The following is a 14,811-nucleotide window of genomic DNA, read 5'->3' as shown; positions in this document are numbered from 1 at the left end:
ATCGCCTCTTTTATTCAGGCAAGACGCCATTAGGCCAAGATAAGGGTTCCCCGTCCAGCACAATGATCGGCAACTGCTATTCAAGCTTATTGTTCGGTGCTGGACGTTAACGCAGGGCGGGGGCGACAAGCGCCCAAGTGCTTGCTTTTTTCTGGTCGCAGTAGTCCATATCGAACGTCAGGCTGCGGCCGGTGGCTATCCCTGCGCCGTCATTCCGTGCAAGGCCGCGCCGAATTCATGCCCGCACTCGAGCACGCAATATGGTGCCGCTCAGTCGCTTTGTCGGGGAATTGGCAGTTCGAGGCATGTCGGGGACGACAACCAATACTCCCCGCTGGTTGGGTATCAATGGCGGGCAAACGGCAGAGGAAAATCTCTGGCACTCATGGGCCAACAAGAGCCTACATTCCGGCTGGGGACGGCATTCCCTTATCGTCAACTGGATCGATATCCTCCGATATCTCCTGCCGCAGTTTTGGACCCTTGGCCAAACGTCTGCCCAAGGCTGAGACGAAAGCCTCATAGCGTTCGATCGCCTTGGCGCGAGCCCCCTGGGCCGCAGGTTCCGGCAACGCTGGCGTGGTCGCTAGCCAGAACCGCACGAACACCGCCAGGGTCTCGACCGCGATGCCGATATCGCGCTCCTGCCGGGCGAGGCGGCGATCAACTTGATCGAGGCGTTTGGCGATAGCAGCCTCGCGACGTTCGTCAGCATCTGGCGACAAAAACGACGCGATCGCGGCCTCTGCAATCATCGATTGGGGCTGATCGCGCCGGGCCGCATACTCGGCCAGCATCTTCATGATCGCCCCGTCGAGATAGACGGAGATTTGCGCTTTCTTCTTGCGGCTGATCATGGCGGCTAAAACTCCATGCCGTCATCTCGGTCGAGCGAGACCTGCCGTGCCACGCCCTGCATGAGGCGGGCGAGGCGCCGATTGCGCACAGCACCGTCGTCGTCGCTATCGTCTACCGGACCGATCTCGAACTCATTTTCGATCGGAGCCGCCTTCTCGAACGCCCGCGCACGGTTCAGTTCGGGTTGCAGGCGCCGTTCGGACCCGGTCGGATCTTCATCGCCCCGCGCGCCGGGGGCTTCGTCGACCTCGGGGCGTTTCAGGACCGGTGGGCTGCTCCAATCACAAGCAAAAGCCTTCTCGGCTCGGATCAGCTCGGGCGGCGACAAGACGCGTTCCCGGAAGCGAACATCCTCGTAATAGCGTGCCTTGTTCGCCCTGATCGGTGGGGTTCCCGCCACCATGACGATCTCGTCGGTCGGCGGAAGCTGCATGATCTCGCCAGGCGTCAACAGTTGGCGGGCGGTCTCTTGCCGCGACACCATCAAATGTCCGAGCCAAGGCGAAAGCCGATGACCGGCATAGTTCTTCATCGCCCGCATCTCGGTTGCAGTGCCGAGCGCGTCAGACACACGTTTGGCGGTCCTCTCATCATTCGTTGCGAAGCTCACGCGCACATGACAATTGTCGAGGATGGAGTTGTTCGGGCCGTAAGCCTTCTCGATCTGGTTAAGCGATTGCGCGATCAGGAAGCTCTTCAGCCCATAGCCGGCCATGAAAGCCAAGGCAGTTTCGAAGAAGTCGAGGCGGCCGAGCGCAGGAAACTCGTCGAGCATGAGCAGAAGCCGATGCCGATGACCTTTCGCCCGAAGGTCCTCGGTCAGGCGACGCCCAATCTGGTTGAGGATAAGGCGAATGAGCGGCTTGGTCCGATTGATGTCCGAGGGCGGCACCACCAGGTAAAGTGTCGCTGGTTTGATGCCGCCGACGATGTCGCTGATGCGCCAATCGCAGCGCCTCGTCACCTCGGCGACGACGGGGTCGCGATAGAGACCGAGGAAGGACATCGCCGTGGAGAGCACGCCCGACCGCTCATTGTCAGATTTGTTGAGCAATTCGCGCGCCGCACTGGCGATGACCGGGTGCGGGCCTGCTTCTCCCAAATGGGCGGTCTTCATCATAGCCGCCAGCGTGGACTCGATCGGGCGCTTCGGATCCGAAAGGAAGGCGGCGACGCCGGCGAGCGTCTTGTCCTTCTCGGCATAGAGGACGTGAAGGATCGCGCCGACCAGCAGTGCGTGACTGGTCTTTTCCCAATGGTTTCTTTTTTCCAGGCTGCCTTCCGGATCGACGAGAATGTCGGCGATGTTCTGGACGTCGCGGACCTCCCATTCACCACGGCGGACCTCCAGCAAAGGGTTGTAGGCCGACGATTTCGAATTGGTGGGATCAAAGAGCAGGACTCGACCGTGCAGAGAACGGAAACCGGCGGTGATTTGCCAATTCTCGCCTTTGATGTCGTGGACAATCGCCGAGCCCGGCCAGGTCAACAGCGATGGCACCACCAGGCCAACGCCCTTGCCCGAGCGGGTCGGGGCGAAGCACAGCACATGCTCGGGACCATCATGGCGAAGGTAATGACGGTGATAGCGCCCGAGCACCACACCGTCGGCGCCGAGCAGCCCGGCAGCCTCTATCTGTCTCCTGACGGCCCATCGCGCCGAACCGTAAGTCACGACGTCCTTGGCTTCACGTGCGCGCCACACCGACATGCCGATTGCTACAATGATCGAGAGAAAGCCGCCGGACACGGCGATCAGTCCGCCTTCCACGAAAATGGTTGGGGCGTAGGCATCATAAAAGTACCACCACCAGAACAGGGCGGGTGGATAATAGACAGGCAGGCCGGCGACTTCGAACCAGGTCGGTCCGAGTTGCGCCTGGAACCCAAGCCGCCATGCGGTCCATTGCGTCGCCGTCCAGGTCGTCAACAGGACAATTCCGAAGACAGTGAGGATCTGACCCCAGAGGATTTTCGTGGCGGACATGGCGTGATCCTTTCCAAAACTGTCAGAGACCGAGCCCGCGCTTGCGGGCAAAGCTCCAGTCGATGCCGCCGTCACCACGAGCGACACCGCAGACATGCTGGCCGAGATGTTTTTCGAGGCAGGGCGTCCAGGGTACAAGTTGGAACCCAAGGCCGTCGTCGATCACGGCGAAACGGCCGGATGCGAGGGACAAGCGCTGGCCATAGGTGCCGGCGACGTAGTCGCCGCTGGCGGCACGGTTGAAGGGCCGTCCGCTATCGGACGCGAGCTTGTCGCCAATCATCTCCAGCTCGCGGCGGCGCAGCGTATCGATCAGGTTAGTGGTGAAGATGATCCGGTTGCCCTGCCTCTCGGCGAGCCCATGATTGACCAGATGTTCGGCCCGGCGGTCTAAGGCGTCGCCGACCTCGGCGCCGAAGCCCCCCTCCGCAAGAGCTGCAGGCTCGCCGGCGATTGCCTGGCGGTCGAGCCAGGTCGCACCCGGTGCGGCAACCTGTTCATCCACAGCGAGATCGGAGCACACGGCAAGCGCGATCCGGCGCTGGCCACGCCCATCATCGAACTTGCGCAGCTCGACAATCGATCCCGGCGGGCCGTCGCCAGCGGCGTCCAGAGCGCAAAGTCTGATGTGGTGGATACGTCCGTCAATACCATCGACAACCGCGTAAGCCGCACTGCCCAGATCATCATCGGGTCCGCGTTCGACCAGCCGGCCGACAATGGGTGTATCGAGACTTTCGGCGGCCAACACATACCTGGCCGAACGCCGCTCGATCCCTCGCGCGGACAGTGCGCGATGCATGCGCTTTATGATGTCGCCACGCTCGCCAAGCTCGCGCAACCTCGCTTCGGCCTGGTCGTCGAGGACCCATTGGCCCGGGCCGACCTGGTCGGCGAGAGCAAGCGCTTCAAGCTTCCGCAGACGGCCAATCTTGAGCGCATGATATTCGTCGGGCTGGTTGTGAGGGCGTTGGGCTAAATCGATGACCCCGGTGTCGCGGCTGTCGCAAAGCAACTGGCGATCGAGTTGGGTCCAGCGCTCGGACTGGATCTGGCTTTCGAGTGAGCGGCGGATGTCGAGATCGGTTCGCGGCCCCAGTTCCTGGGTGATCAGGTCGCGAGCCCGGTCTCGCATGCCTTCCTTGATGTAATCGCGCGAGATGACCAGATCCTGGCCGTCGTCGCGCAGGCCGCGCACGATCAGATGAACGTGCGGATGCTCGGTGTTCCAGTGATCGACCGCGACCCAGTCGAGCCGCGTGCCGAGGTCCTTCTCCATTTGCCCCACCAGATTGCGGCTGAAGGATTTGAGGTCCTCCATCTCGAGGGCGTCGTCGGGAGAGACGATGAAACGGAAATGATGCCGATCATCCTTGGCGCGCGCGGCGAAGGCCGCGCCGTCGGCATCCCCCGTCTGCGGCCCGAACAACCCCGCCTTCTCTCCGTTCCGGGTCACGCCCTCGCGACGCAAATAACTGAGATGAGTGGCGAGTGAGGCAGCGCTTGCGGTACGACGGACGACGCGAGCCTTTACGACTGCGCCGCGCGACCGCGAGGTGATAAGGCGATTGGCCTGGATACTTGCGCGCTGTCCGTGACCAAACCGGGAGCGGCTGCCGGAAATGACTTTTCCCGAGCGCGAGACGCCACCGCCAGCTTTTTTCGCCGCCGCTAGCGCCTGGGCGATGAAGGGCCGTGCCGCTTGAGCGCGGGTCGAGCGGATGCGACCTGGCCGAATGCGAAACGCGCGCTCATCAGCCATGGCGCTGTCCGGCAATGTGGAAAAGACGACGCGAACACAAGGCTTCTGGCGCTCCGCGCACATTGCCCATAGGGGCCGCAATGTGCGACGTGGGCCCGAAAACCTGGCAAATCCTACCGTTCGACCGGCGCGCAATGTGCGCCCTTTTATCCTGCCATCGCTCGGTCGGGTTGCCTGCACCTACCCGGTCCGTACGCCATGGCACGCAGAACCACGAGATGGGGCGAAGAGCGTCGGGGCGGCTCATGGCGCGGACTTTTTGCTCGCTTCGGGAACGAACAGGCCGGTCGATCGAGGTGCGGCGTCGGCCAATCCTTCCTTGGGCACAGTCTTTGAAGCGTCATCGCGGGAGCGCTCCGGCCGTGTCGAAGGGTCGCCCGGGGTGTCGCTCGGCTGCGCGACGAACAGCGGAGCGTACTTCCAGCCATACCGTCCGGAGAACGTCGGGCTGTTAGCTTTCATCGTACCAGTGTTGCCGATGGCAGACGCAACGATAGCGACATAGGCAAGCGTTTCCCGAGGCAGCCGCCTGCCTTTCAGCGACGCTTCGTAGCGCCGAGGGCCAGCATTATATGCGGCAATCCAGCCGGGCCATCCGTAGCGATCAACCAACTCGCGGATATAGGCCGAGCCGGCGATGATATTGTCGTGCGGGTCGTAGGGATCGGCGCCGAGTCGGTACCGAACGCGCAGGTCGGACCAGGTGTTGGGCACGATCTGCATCAGCCCCATAGCGCCCTTGCGCGATGTGGCGCGTTGGTCGCCGGCACTTTCGGCGCCAAGCACGGCGCGGATCCAGGTCGGCGGAAGGCGGAAGCGCTTCGCCGCTTCCGCAATGTGATTGTCGTAACGATTGCGGGCCGGCGGCATCACAGCCGGCGGGTTCTTCGCCGGTGCAGAGGCGGCAACCACGCAGGTGATGCAAAGTCCGCCAAGCACAAACAAGGCCGAGCGCCAGAGCGCGCGAGGCAATGCGAGCGCTCCCGCTTGGCTCGCCGGCTGACGGCGCGCCGACATCGCTTAGTCCTTCTCGGCGCGATCGCGCTGGCGCGACCATTGTAAAGACCAGGACTTCTTGTCGTAAGCGCGAATCGGCTGCGCGAAAGTCGGGTCGTCTGTCTGCAGCGATATGAATTCGCCGACCTTCTCGCTGGAGTGTATCCAACCGGCGCCAATCACGACGCCATCTTCGCCACCAGCATGCACACCATGGTCGGGCGCATTGTCCGCATCGCTCGCTTCGGCCGCGACAATTGCGACCTCAAGGTTGAGGCTGAGCGTTTGAATTCGCCCCGAATGCCCAGTCTGATGGCGGTTGAATTCTCCGATCTGCGGCATGTCATTTCTCCTGTCTTTGATGTGCGCGGTGACGATTGGGTGGCGGCACGAAGGGGCGCTGCCGGTGAAGCGCTCACCGCGCTGAAGCGCACCATTGGAAGCGGCCGTCGCCCTGCTCGTCGGTCCACAGCGGGACCGCGCGGCCAATAATGTGATCGGTGGAGATGAGGCCGAAGTAGCGACCATCGAGGCTGTCGCGGATCTGGCGGTTCATGAGGAAAACTGCGCCGACCGGAATGCCTCGGCAGCCCTGCCAGCTCGGCAGTTCACGCCCTGCGCGGTCGCGCTGAAGCGCAACGCCGACGTCGCTGCCATCGACCGAAATCGTGAACTTGTTCCGGCAAACGGTTTGACCGGAAACTGCAAGGATATGCTTCATGAGCAGCACGCCCTTCGGCAGATAGCCGCGGTCAGCCAGGAACGTTGTAAGCGTTTCAGGCGGCTCGACGGCGACGAGGTCATCGGCTCCAAACGGTCCCCTTGCATCGATCCGATAGAGACCGATCGCTGCGCTGGCCGACGCGTTCCAGACAAACTTCGGCGGGACATGCTTGAGAACCGGGCAGAGCGCTCCCATGGTCGCCAGTGCCGTCACAAGGACGATCGGTGACCGCATCATGGCTGGACCCGCCGGCGCAGGAGGTAGGCTCGGTGAAGGTCCATCGTATAAAGACGAGGCGCCTGCCCAACCGTCATTCGGTTGTGGATGTGCCGCCAGTGATCGGGCGAGATCGCTCCCGGATCGATGCCGAGTTGTTCGATGCCATCGATCGTCTGCAGCACGCGCTCGACCTTGGGCCAGCCTTGAGCCGTGAGCAGAATGTCACCGCCGGGCCGCACGAATGGCAGCGTCTGATGGGCTTCGCCCTCGGCGACCACGCGCACGATATCGGCGCGCGAGATGATCGTGTCGTGGTCGTTCGCTGCCCATCTGACGAAGGCGAAGATGTCACCGGGCCGAAAAGAGACGATGCGCCGGCGCCGATCGAGTACCTTTTCCCGAGCGACCGAACCGAAGCGGATCCAGCACTCGATCTTTTTCTCGACCCAGGTCAGTTCGACATCAGTTAAGCCTTCGCCGGCAACAGCGCCTGACGCCGATCGGCATGAACGAAAGTCAACGACAGTGCCCATTGGCCTTTGTCCTGATCTTGCGGAAAGCAACCGCGATGCGTGATTGATGATTGGCGCCGGTGTGTTAGTGCGGCGCTCTTTGCACAGATTGAGCGCAGCTCAACGCACGTAGCGTCCGATCGGCGTGGAAGTTGCAGGGGCATGGCGCTTGGCGGGAAGCACTGAGCCGCGTGGGTCAGAAGTCGAAGTCATAGCGCCGCGCTGGGCCCAGGCCTGAAGGTCGTCAACTGCATAGACGACGCGGCCGCCAAGTTTACGGAAGGCGGGACCCGTGCCGTAAGTGCGGTGTTTTTCGAGCGTGCGCGACGACAGGCTGAGGAACTCGGCAGCTTCCTTGGTGCGCAGAAAGCGCGGCGGCAAAACGGCTAGATCAGGTCGCATTTGTCGAACCTCCGTGGGGCTTCGGTGAACCGCTGACGCTCAGCGGCGGGCGGCGATCACGGTGGCGGAAAGGAGACGTCGTGAGGGATGGGGAAGATTGGGGGGCCTGATATTGCCACCCCAGGGCGCTAAGCCCGCCTGCGGTGGCGCAACAGTTGCAGATAGCCGCCGGAAATCATGGCTCCGCCCCCCTTGACGAGACCGATCACGGTGTCGCGAAGGGACGAGGTTTTCCACGCATTGGAGGCAACACGCCCTGTGCCATAAAAAGCAGTCGCGATTTCACGGTAGCTGGCGCCGTTCTTATGGCCATCGGAGGCCTGCATCATGAGGCGCAGGCGGCGCCTCTGGTGAATCGTCATTCGTGTGTCCGGCGGCACGGGCCGCCTATGACAGGAGCGCCAGAAACGCACGAGGGCCTCAACCCGTCCGAGCGTTTGGGAATCGAGCGGGACCAAGGCCGTGAGGGACCGGCCCGTTGCGCTCCCAGGAAGGAGGAGCAGCTGTGTCGCTATCCCACCGTGGCGAATGGCATGAAATCCCTGGGGACTCTCGTGCTGTTTGCCAACCTCAACGGGCGCTGTCAAAGATTCGCAGGACAGGAAATCTGGCGAGGCCATAAGGGTCACCACCGCGGGGTTGGCGAGAGGTGACCACACAACGTCTTGCGTCAATGCGGATAAGTCGGGTCGGGCCGCGAAATCGCAACCCCCAGCGCTTCTGTGCTTCGGTTGGTAAGGGATGCCTCTCAATTCCCTCACGCACAAGTGCCAGATAATGCCGCTGATAAGAATCTGAGCGGCGAAGACATTCCCAGGCCAGGCCTTCGATTGGCAAGTCGTCGAAGAACTCGTAGCTGCTGTTGTCTCGCCAATGCGACGTGTCGGGCTTCATCGTGCAGCTCCTCGCTAAAACTGCAAGTTGTGCACGAATGGATTCCCGACTCTGGCGACAGGCGGAAGGCCCCCAAAACGCATCGCGTGATGCTCTTTCAGCATCACCCTGGAAATATTCGCTAGGTGTCAGTTTGGCGTAGAAGGTGGCGGTAACCGGTGCGCGTCATCCAGCGCGCCCTCGCCAAGTGGGTATCGTGGACATGTCGAGCGCGCTGCGGCTCCTTTGCAGGGTCGATCCCGAAGAGAACTTTGACCACCTCACGCCAATCAGCACCGTCGGCATCGGCGTCGAACAAGCGCATGTAGAGCTTAACGTGGCTGCGATCATAGTCTGTGAGTTCGTCCCCCGTGGGGGCGGTGTCGTCGAATGGCTCGATCATGATTTGCACATCCCCAACATGCGAGACCTAAAACACGATCCTGACAGATGCCACCTCGGAGGCGGAGGGGCTCAAAGGGCATCACGCGATGCTGTGCTGGCGTCGCTGCGGCTGTGCGCCGTACCACTCCAGTTGGTCACTTGAGGTTCCGCCCGGTTGGCCCGGGCGGAACCTTTTTTTGCCTCCTATTCTGCGTTACGGCGGCTCGGGCGGGACCAGATCAGGCTGTAGCCCTCACCGTCTTCGTCGTCGAAGAGATTTGCGAAGATCGGGGAGGTGAAGCTCGGATCGTCGAGCTTGAGGCCCAGATAGTTGCGGCCCTCGTTGGACTGCTTGGCCCAGGCGGCGCCGATCTCTGCTCGGCCGACGAAGACCCGGTGGCTGGGGGCGTTTTCGCCGTTGGCGCGATTTTCGGGGACGATGCGGACGCCACGGGCCTGGACGCTGAGCGTGACGATTTCGCCAGTGAACTCGTTGTTGCCGGACTTCTTGAAGGTGCCGATGGTAGCCATGATAGTTCTCCTTGATCCTGTCTGTTTTCGAGCCCGCACCATTGCGGTCTCGATGGTGATAGACAGGCCGAAGGCGATCGCTGGCGCACCCTTGGGCCGAAGCGGCAGCGAAGGATGGCGTGGAAGCGACTTTCTTGCTTCGCGAGGAATGACGGCGCAGCCGTCAGGGGAAGAAAGTCGTGACGCGCCGTTGCGTCAAAGGCGATCGAGGCAAAGCCGTCCTGCGGCCAGATACACCCATCGATGAGACCGCGCGTGTGTGCTCGCTGTGACGGCCACGATCAAAGCGATCCGCGATTGCGCCCCAATGCAACCTCACCACTAACCGGCGAGCGGGCTCCCAGCCGATCGTCTCGCTCTCCCTGCGTCCGGGCCCTTGGGTTCGCATTGCCGAACCAGGCCGCACCAATATGTGACGCGCTCCAGCCTCATGATGATGTGTCCGGCCGCTTTCGACCTTGCCGCGTCGGTTATCGTCCCGACGCACGCGTTCTCAAGGGGCCCCCTGCCGATCGCGCGCAGCTCAACGGGATACCTGCTGTCATTTTGACGACAAGGAAGTGTTCTACCCTCGCAATTTGCCTGAAATAGCCAGCGATGATGAATAGGCGGGCGCAGTGTTCTGTCCGCTCAGGCCTATCGGAAGCGGGTAACTTCGGTAAAGGATTTCCGGCGAGCAATGAATTCGCGCAGCAGCGGCAGGAAGAACGCCTTGCCGAAACGGCCAATTGGAGGATCGGGTTCAAGGTAGAACGATTTTCCGACGATGTCGGTATTGAACTCGTCCAGAATGATCCAAAGGCGGAGATCCTGATCGAGGCCGGCGCGCCGCTTCTCGATGGCGGGAATTTCCGCGCTGAAACGGCCGGGGTCGGGCTGCTTGGTCGTGATCGGAAAGAATAGGATCAGATCGCCACTGGATCGTTGGAGGCGCACGCCGACGGCGACGGGACGTTGCTTGCGCCCTTCGGTTTCACCAGCATTAGCCTGCCGTGCCCACAGGTATGGATAGTGGATGACAGTCGCTGTCTGGATCAGGTCATAGCTCAAGACCGGCTGCCTTCGTCATCGTGAGCATAGGTGTCGACCGCGCTCTCGAATTCGCTGAACAGGCTATCTGGCATCGTCTCGATTGTCCCGGACATCCGATGGTCGGATTGGCGCAGCAGCCGCTCGTAGTCTTCGATGTTGAGCAACACCAGGCGCGGTTTGTTGCGCTGGGTGATCGTCACCGGGTGCCGGAGTGCTTCGGCGATGATGTCACCGGACTTTCGGGACAGATCGCTGGTCGAGTAGGAGATATGGGATTGGGGCACAATGGCGCTCCTGTGAATTTCATATTTGCTGCAATATACAGCAAATACAGGAATGTTGCAAACCTCTTTAACTTCCGGCGTCGGCACAGGGATGTCAGGCCCGGCCAAATCAGGTGAGCCTCACTCTCGGCGTCATTGCATAGGGTTTGTCGATCGGCATGGATCGGTGAAGAGGGCGACGCTCACGCGCCTCCCGCCCCGAGGCGATAAACCGGGATACCAAGCCTGCGGGCCTTGTCTGCTAGATTGTCCTGGATGCCAGTGCCCGGGTAGACGATGACGCCGATCGGCATTGCATCTAGCATCGCGTCATTGCGTTTGAAGGGTGCGGCCTTGGCATGCTTTGTCCAGTCGGGTTTGAAGGCGATCTGAGGCACCTTGCGATTGTCGGCCCATTTCGCGGCGATCAACTCAGCGCCCTTCGGCGAGCCACCATGCAACAGCACCATGTCTGGATGCTTGGCGTGAGCTTGGTCGAGCTTTGCCCAGATCAGAGCGTAGTCGTTGAAGTCGAGGCCACCGGTGAAGGCCACCTTCGGGCCGGGTGGCAGGAAGACCTGATTGTCGGCGTGCTTCTTGGCGGCGAGGAAATCGCGGCTGTCGATCATCGCGGCAGTCAGGTTGCGGTGGTTGACCATGGAGCCAGTACGCGGACGCCAGATCGAGTAGGTGTGGCGTTCGAAGTGTTCGGCGGCCTGATCTCGCATCAGTTCGAAGGCGTTGCGGCGTTCGATGAACGTCTGCCCTTGAGCGATAAGGAGCTCCAGTTCCACGGATTTGACCTCGGAGCCGTCCTGTTCGCGCTGCAGGCGCCGCTGGGCGAGTTCGTTGTCGTCGAGTTCGCGTTCGATCCGACCCGTTGCGCGATGGAAGAGGTTTACCGTGCCCCAAAGCAGTTCCTCGAGGTCGGGCTCGAGGCGCGTGTCCGACAGCGCCACTACTAGGGCGTCGAAAATGTCGGCGATGCTGGCTGCGATGACACGGGCCTCCGGAAGCGGTCGCGGATCTGGTTCATCTTCGAACGGACGGTAACCGTAGAGCTGGAGTTCCTGGAGGGCGTGATCCATTGGCGATGACGCGCGTTGCGGTTCGGTGTCGTGCTGGTTGCTCATGGCGGCTTCCTTCGGCAGATCGGCCGCGCCCATCGCGGCCTTCATGGCGACGAAGGCGACGGCCGGTCCGGACTTGCACCCGCAGCATCAGCGCAGGGCCGGAACGGGAGTGGAGGATGGCAAAGCCCGGCTATTTTGCTTCGCGATGGAAAGGCCCGAAGACGGGGTCCCATGCGGCCCGCCGCATGGGCTGGAAGAGGGCCGCCGGAAAATAGCCGGGCGAAGCCATTGCCGGTCCGGACCGGCTGTCGCCCGATCGCCCTCTGGAAGGCCGAGGGCCGGTCCTTTCCAAACGAAGGAAACGCCATGAGCACAAGGACGCGGCTGCCGCCTGTCGCTCTCTCCTCCCGTCAGGCCGCGAGCACCATGAAGCGGGTGACGTCCTGCGGTGCGATCTGAACCCGCAAGGTTGCCCTGAGGGCATCTGGACCGAGCAGACGCAGATCCTCGTTGAAGTCGCCGAGTTGCGGCGTCAGCACGATCGCCTCGATCCCGGCCGAGCTGGCGCGTTCAACGAGGGTCGCCATCGCTCCGTCGCCCGCCGGATCATTGTCGCGGGCAATGTAGAGCCGCCGCAGCGTGTCAGGAAAAAGGATGGCTGATAGATGTCCCGCGGACAGGGCTGCGATTACCGGCATGGCGGGCAGCACCGAGCGTTGCGACAGCATGGTCTCGATGCCTTCGCCAGCGGCCATTACGTCGCAGCCGACGCCGAAGCGGACCGCATGCCCCAACAGTTCGCCCATGGCTCGCCTCGGCGTGTCGATTGGAGCTCGGCCGAAACAGGCCTCACTGAAACCGTTCGGATCGAGCCAGGTGCGGTGCGCGCCGGTGAGTTTCCCGTTGAGGTCGGTAACGGCCGCAATCATCGCAGGCCAGGTTTGGGTCGGGCCGTCCTCGTCGGGCCGATAGTAACAGCGCGGATGAAAGCGAAGGCTGCCGGTTTCGTGGAAGGCCGTTATACCGCGCGCACCCAAATACGTCTCGACAAGTGTCCGCGAGATCGGTCGCGACATGGCAACCAGCCGTCTCGCCGCTTCGGCAGAGCCTGCTGCAGCGCGAGGTGCTTGCGTGTTGCGTTCGGCTGGATCGGACGTCAGCTGAGGCATGGATAAAAAGCTGCGCGCCTCGTCGGCTACGTCCCTGAAGTCGATCAAGCCTAGTGATTCGCGAATGACGTCGAGCAGGTCACCGTGCTCTCCAGTGGCGGCGTCGGTCCACTTGCCTGCCGCGCCCTTGCCGAAATCCGGTCCCTTGAGGCGCACGAACATGGAGCGCCCCGAGGCATTGCGAGCATCGCCAACCACCCAATACCGCCCCACGCGACGACCATTGGAAAGATAGTGTCGGCACACTGCCTCGGCCTGTCGGCCGAGAAAGGATGCCAGTTCGGAGATATTGCGCCGTGACATCAGGCTGCCCTCCTGCTCTGATCGGCATCGGCATCCACCTCGATGGGCAGCGCGACTTCTTCTGGCAGATGGCCGAGGAGCCAGTCGGCCGCCTTGCCCGCCAGGCTGGCGGCGCGCACGACAGCGCGATTGTCCTCCCGCAGCACCTCCAGCCAGGATCCGATGTAGTCGGCATGCCGCACGGTCGGAACGATACCCAAAGCAGCGCACGAGAAGGCGGCGCTGATCTCTGCCACGAGTTCCTCGAACGCATACTTTCTGGTTCCAAACGAGCCGGAGAAGTCGCGAGCAAGACGCGAGGGATGGCCCGTGGCATGGCCAAGTTCATGCAGCGCCGTGCGATGCCAGTTGATAGGCTCGAAGAAGGCTTGAGGCGGGGGTACTTGAACGCGGTCCTGGATTGGCAAGTAATAGGCTCGATCGCCGCCGATGCGGAATTCGATGCCTGTGGCCTTGATCAGGGCTTCGACGCGGGGCTCGATCGGGGCCGGGTCAGGTAGCGGCGAGACTTCGATTTCTTCCGGCAAACCTTCACATTGCTCTGCATTGAACACGGTGAACTTCTTGAGGAATGGAACCGGTCGGGCATCTTCGCCAGTATCTCTGGCGCGTTTCTTCTCATCGTCAGGAACAAAGCAATCGGCGTAAACGATGGTTGTGCCGTGCTCGCCCTTCCGAACGTTTCCGCCGAGCGAGAGGGCCTGGCGGAAAGTCAGCCAGCTTTGGCCCGTATAGCCTTGCTCGACGACGGCGCCCCACAGGATAAGCACATTGATGCCGCTATATGCTCTGCCGGTGCTGGCGTTCCGAGGCAGCGCAAGCGGCGCCTTGGCCGCCGCGCTCCCCCATGGCTGAACCCAAGGAAGCCGGCCCGCCTCCAACTCCTTGATGATCTTGTCGGTTATCTCGTCATAGAGGTTCGACCGGCCGCCGGCGGCTCCGCGTCGGTGATAGTGATTGGACATCGTGATTTCTCCGCGACAGGCGCTGGAGGACTCTCCCCAGCTTTCGACCCGTCGTGGAAAAGCCAATCCAAACTCTCACTCTATCGCGGTGACGTCGCCGCAAGATCGCCGCCTTCGCCGGCGCCGCGCGAGCAGCTCATTGGCGATACCTTCGTGAACCGTCTTGTTGGGCGTTCAGAGCGCGTCGCCGAAGTTGCCCAGTGACGACGTTGGAAGGCGGCCTCATGTCTTGGCTGCTACTGAATTTTGAATATAGACTCGAATGGCAGCGCGATTTTCATAAGTTATTCCTGACCGATAAACAGCCGTTTTTTACGCCAGAGTGTCCTAATCACCACATTAGAGGTCTAGTGCTGTTCACAGACGGCATCTTGGATGCGTACTCTTCGAGCGCATAAACACATGGTGGTGAGAATGACCTCGGAGTGCCAGCTATGCTTTAGCTGTTCGATACCGATGGATCCTGCGCTTACAGGCGAAGAATTTCGGTCATGTCGGGCAACTGTTCTGGCCAGTGCCGGATCATCTCAGGGGCGGCGATGACGCCGAGTTTGTTCTCCGACGTCAAACGAGAGACATGCAATGAGCATCCCAGAGCAGTTGGACGACGATGTGCCGCTCCGCCTCAACATTGCTGCCGAGATCGCGTTCCCGGACGGCTCCATGGGTGCGGCAGGGTTGCGAAAAGAACGAGATGCTGGCCGCCTTCAGACAGAGCTGGTCGCAGGCAAGGAATATGTGACTTTGGCAGCGATCGC

General features: G+C 61.8%; 17 protein-coding genes. All 17 read right to left on the bottom strand.

The window, feature by feature from the left end; translation table 11 throughout:
- Positions 1–401 precede the first annotated feature (401 nt).
- The 17 genes from EJ070_RS33425 to EJ070_RS33345 all read right to left on the bottom strand — a co-directional run bounded on the left by EJ070_RS33425 (position 402) and on the right by EJ070_RS33345 (position 14,053).
- A complete protein-coding gene (locus tag EJ070_RS33425; RefSeq protein ID WP_126095144.1) occupies positions 402–857 on the bottom strand; it encodes a CopG family transcriptional regulator in 456 nt (151 codons plus the stop codon).
- Between the two features lie 5 nt (positions 858–862).
- Positions 863–2,845, bottom strand: coding sequence for a conjugal transfer protein TraG (locus EJ070_RS33420; RefSeq protein WP_126095143.1), 1,983 nt, complete (start codon positions 2,843–2,845; stop codon positions 863–865).
- A 22-nt stretch (positions 2,846–2,867) separates the two neighbouring features.
- Positions 2,868–4,607, bottom strand: coding sequence for a VirD2 family relaxase/mobilization nuclease (locus EJ070_RS33415; RefSeq protein WP_126095142.1), 1,740 nt, complete (start codon positions 4,605–4,607; stop codon positions 2,868–2,870).
- 243 nt (positions 4,608–4,850) lie between these two features.
- A complete protein-coding gene (locus EJ070_RS33410; protein ID WP_126095141.1) occupies positions 4,851–5,624 on the bottom strand; it encodes a lytic transglycosylase domain-containing protein in 774 nt (257 codons plus the stop codon).
- Positions 5,625–5,627: 3 nt separating this feature from the next.
- Complete coding sequence (locus EJ070_RS33405) at positions 5,628–5,945, bottom strand: DUF736 domain-containing protein (RefSeq protein WP_126095140.1); 318 nt, start codon at positions 5,943–5,945, stop codon at positions 5,628–5,630.
- A 73-nt stretch (positions 5,946–6,018) separates the two neighbouring features.
- A complete protein-coding gene (locus tag EJ070_RS33400) occupies positions 6,019–6,564 on the bottom strand; it encodes a S26 family signal peptidase (RefSeq protein WP_126095139.1) in 546 nt (181 codons plus the stop codon).
- Positions 6,561–7,079, bottom strand: a complete 519-nt coding sequence (locus tag EJ070_RS33395) for a DUF2840 domain-containing protein (RefSeq protein ID WP_126095138.1) — start codon at positions 7,077–7,079, stop codon at positions 6,561–6,563. Before EJ070_RS33395 ends, EJ070_RS33400 begins: the two co-directional genes overlap by 4 nt.
- Before the next feature lie 99 nt (positions 7,080–7,178).
- Positions 7,179–7,460: a helix-turn-helix domain-containing protein gene (locus tag EJ070_RS33390; protein ID WP_126095137.1), complete on the bottom strand. Its 282-nt coding sequence runs from the start codon at positions 7,458–7,460 to the stop codon at positions 7,179–7,181.
- A gap of 128 nt (positions 7,461–7,588) precedes the next feature.
- Complete coding sequence (locus EJ070_RS33385) at positions 7,589–8,080, bottom strand: DUF2285 domain-containing protein (protein ID WP_245464757.1); 492 nt, start codon at positions 8,078–8,080, stop codon at positions 7,589–7,591.
- Positions 8,031–8,354, bottom strand: coding sequence for a DUF6499 domain-containing protein (locus tag EJ070_RS33380; protein ID WP_189350754.1), 324 nt, complete (start codon positions 8,352–8,354; stop codon positions 8,031–8,033). Before EJ070_RS33380 ends, EJ070_RS33385 begins: the two co-directional genes overlap by 50 nt.
- 121 nt (positions 8,355–8,475) lie before the next feature.
- Entirely contained in the window at positions 8,476–8,736 is a 261-nt protein-coding gene (locus EJ070_RS33375) for a DUF2285 domain-containing protein (protein ID WP_126095135.1), read from the bottom strand.
- A gap of 185 nt (positions 8,737–8,921) precedes the next feature.
- Entirely contained in the window at positions 8,922–9,248 is a 327-nt protein-coding gene (locus tag EJ070_RS33370; RefSeq protein WP_189350224.1) for a DUF736 domain-containing protein, read from the bottom strand.
- A gap of 636 nt (positions 9,249–9,884) precedes the next feature.
- Positions 9,885–10,298, bottom strand: a complete 414-nt coding sequence (locus EJ070_RS33365; protein ID WP_126095134.1) for a hypothetical protein — start codon at positions 10,296–10,298, stop codon at positions 9,885–9,887.
- Positions 10,295–10,564, bottom strand: a complete 270-nt coding sequence (locus EJ070_RS33360; RefSeq protein WP_126096016.1) for a type II toxin-antitoxin system prevent-host-death family antitoxin — start codon at positions 10,562–10,564, stop codon at positions 10,295–10,297. Before EJ070_RS33360 ends, EJ070_RS33365 begins: the two co-directional genes overlap by 4 nt.
- A 182-nt stretch (positions 10,565–10,746) precedes the next feature.
- A complete protein-coding gene (locus EJ070_RS33355) occupies positions 10,747–11,676 on the bottom strand; it encodes a DUF2493 domain-containing protein (protein WP_126096015.1) in 930 nt (309 codons plus the stop codon).
- 350 nt (positions 11,677–12,026) lie between these two features.
- A complete protein-coding gene (locus tag EJ070_RS33350) occupies positions 12,027–13,088 on the bottom strand; it encodes a toprim domain-containing protein (RefSeq protein WP_126095133.1) in 1,062 nt (353 codons plus the stop codon).
- A complete protein-coding gene (locus tag EJ070_RS33345; RefSeq protein ID WP_126095132.1) occupies positions 13,088–14,053 on the bottom strand; it encodes a zincin-like metallopeptidase domain-containing protein in 966 nt (321 codons plus the stop codon). The genes EJ070_RS33350 and EJ070_RS33345 overlap by 1 nt, the downstream gene beginning before the upstream one ends.
- Between the last annotated feature and the right edge of the window lie 758 nt (positions 14,054–14,811).

This window comes from Mesorhizobium sp. M1E.F.Ca.ET.045.02.1.1, from assembly GCF_003952485.1.
In the GTDB taxonomy this organism is placed as follows: domain Bacteria; phylum Pseudomonadota; class Alphaproteobacteria; order Rhizobiales; family Rhizobiaceae; genus Mesorhizobium.
This window is presented reverse-complemented; position numbering and strand designations above follow the sequence as displayed.

Coding starts and splice junctions, on each gene's coding strand:
- EJ070_RS33355 (WP_126096015.1), bottom strand. CDS start 11,676: ATGAGCAACCAGCACGACACCGAACCGCAACGCGCGTCATCGCCAATG.
- EJ070_RS33420 (WP_126095143.1), bottom strand. CDS start 2,845: ATGTCCGCCACGAAAATCCTCTGGGGTCAGATCCTCACTGTCTTCGGA.
- EJ070_RS33425 (WP_126095144.1), bottom strand. CDS start 857: ATGATCAGCCGCAAGAAGAAAGCGCAAATCTCCGTCTATCTCGACGGG.
- EJ070_RS33405 (WP_126095140.1), bottom strand. CDS start 5,945: ATGCCGCAGATCGGAGAATTCAACCGCCATCAGACTGGGCATTCGGGG.
- EJ070_RS33380 (WP_189350754.1), bottom strand. CDS start 8,354: ATGAAGCCCGACACGTCGCATTGGCGAGACAACAGCAGCTACGAGTTC.
- EJ070_RS33385 (WP_245464757.1), bottom strand. CDS start 8,080: ATGGCCTCGCCAGATTTCCTGTCCTGCGAATCTTTGACAGCGCCCGTT.
- EJ070_RS33410 (WP_126095141.1), bottom strand. CDS start 5,624: ATGTCGGCGCGCCGTCAGCCGGCGAGCCAAGCGGGAGCGCTCGCATTG.
- EJ070_RS33390 (WP_126095137.1), bottom strand. CDS start 7,460: ATGCGACCTGATCTAGCCGTTTTGCCGCCGCGCTTTCTGCGCACCAAG.
- EJ070_RS33415 (WP_126095142.1), bottom strand. CDS start 4,607: ATGGCTGATGAGCGCGCGTTTCGCATTCGGCCAGGTCGCATCCGCTCG.
- EJ070_RS33400 (WP_126095139.1), bottom strand. CDS start 6,564: ATGATGCGGTCACCGATCGTCCTTGTGACGGCACTGGCGACCATGGGA.
- EJ070_RS33350 (WP_126095133.1), bottom strand. CDS start 13,088: ATGTCACGGCGCAATATCTCCGAACTGGCATCCTTTCTCGGCCGACAG.
- EJ070_RS33370 (WP_189350224.1), bottom strand. CDS start 9,248: ATGGCTACCATCGGCACCTTCAAGAAGTCCGGCAACAACGAGTTCACT.
- EJ070_RS33395 (WP_126095138.1), bottom strand. CDS start 7,079: ATGGGCACTGTCGTTGACTTTCGTTCATGCCGATCGGCGTCAGGCGCT.
- EJ070_RS33345 (WP_126095132.1), bottom strand. CDS start 14,053: ATGTCCAATCACTATCACCGACGCGGAGCCGCCGGCGGCCGGTCGAAC.
- EJ070_RS33375 (WP_126095135.1), bottom strand. CDS start 8,736: ATGATCGAGCCATTCGACGACACCGCCCCCACGGGGGACGAACTCACA.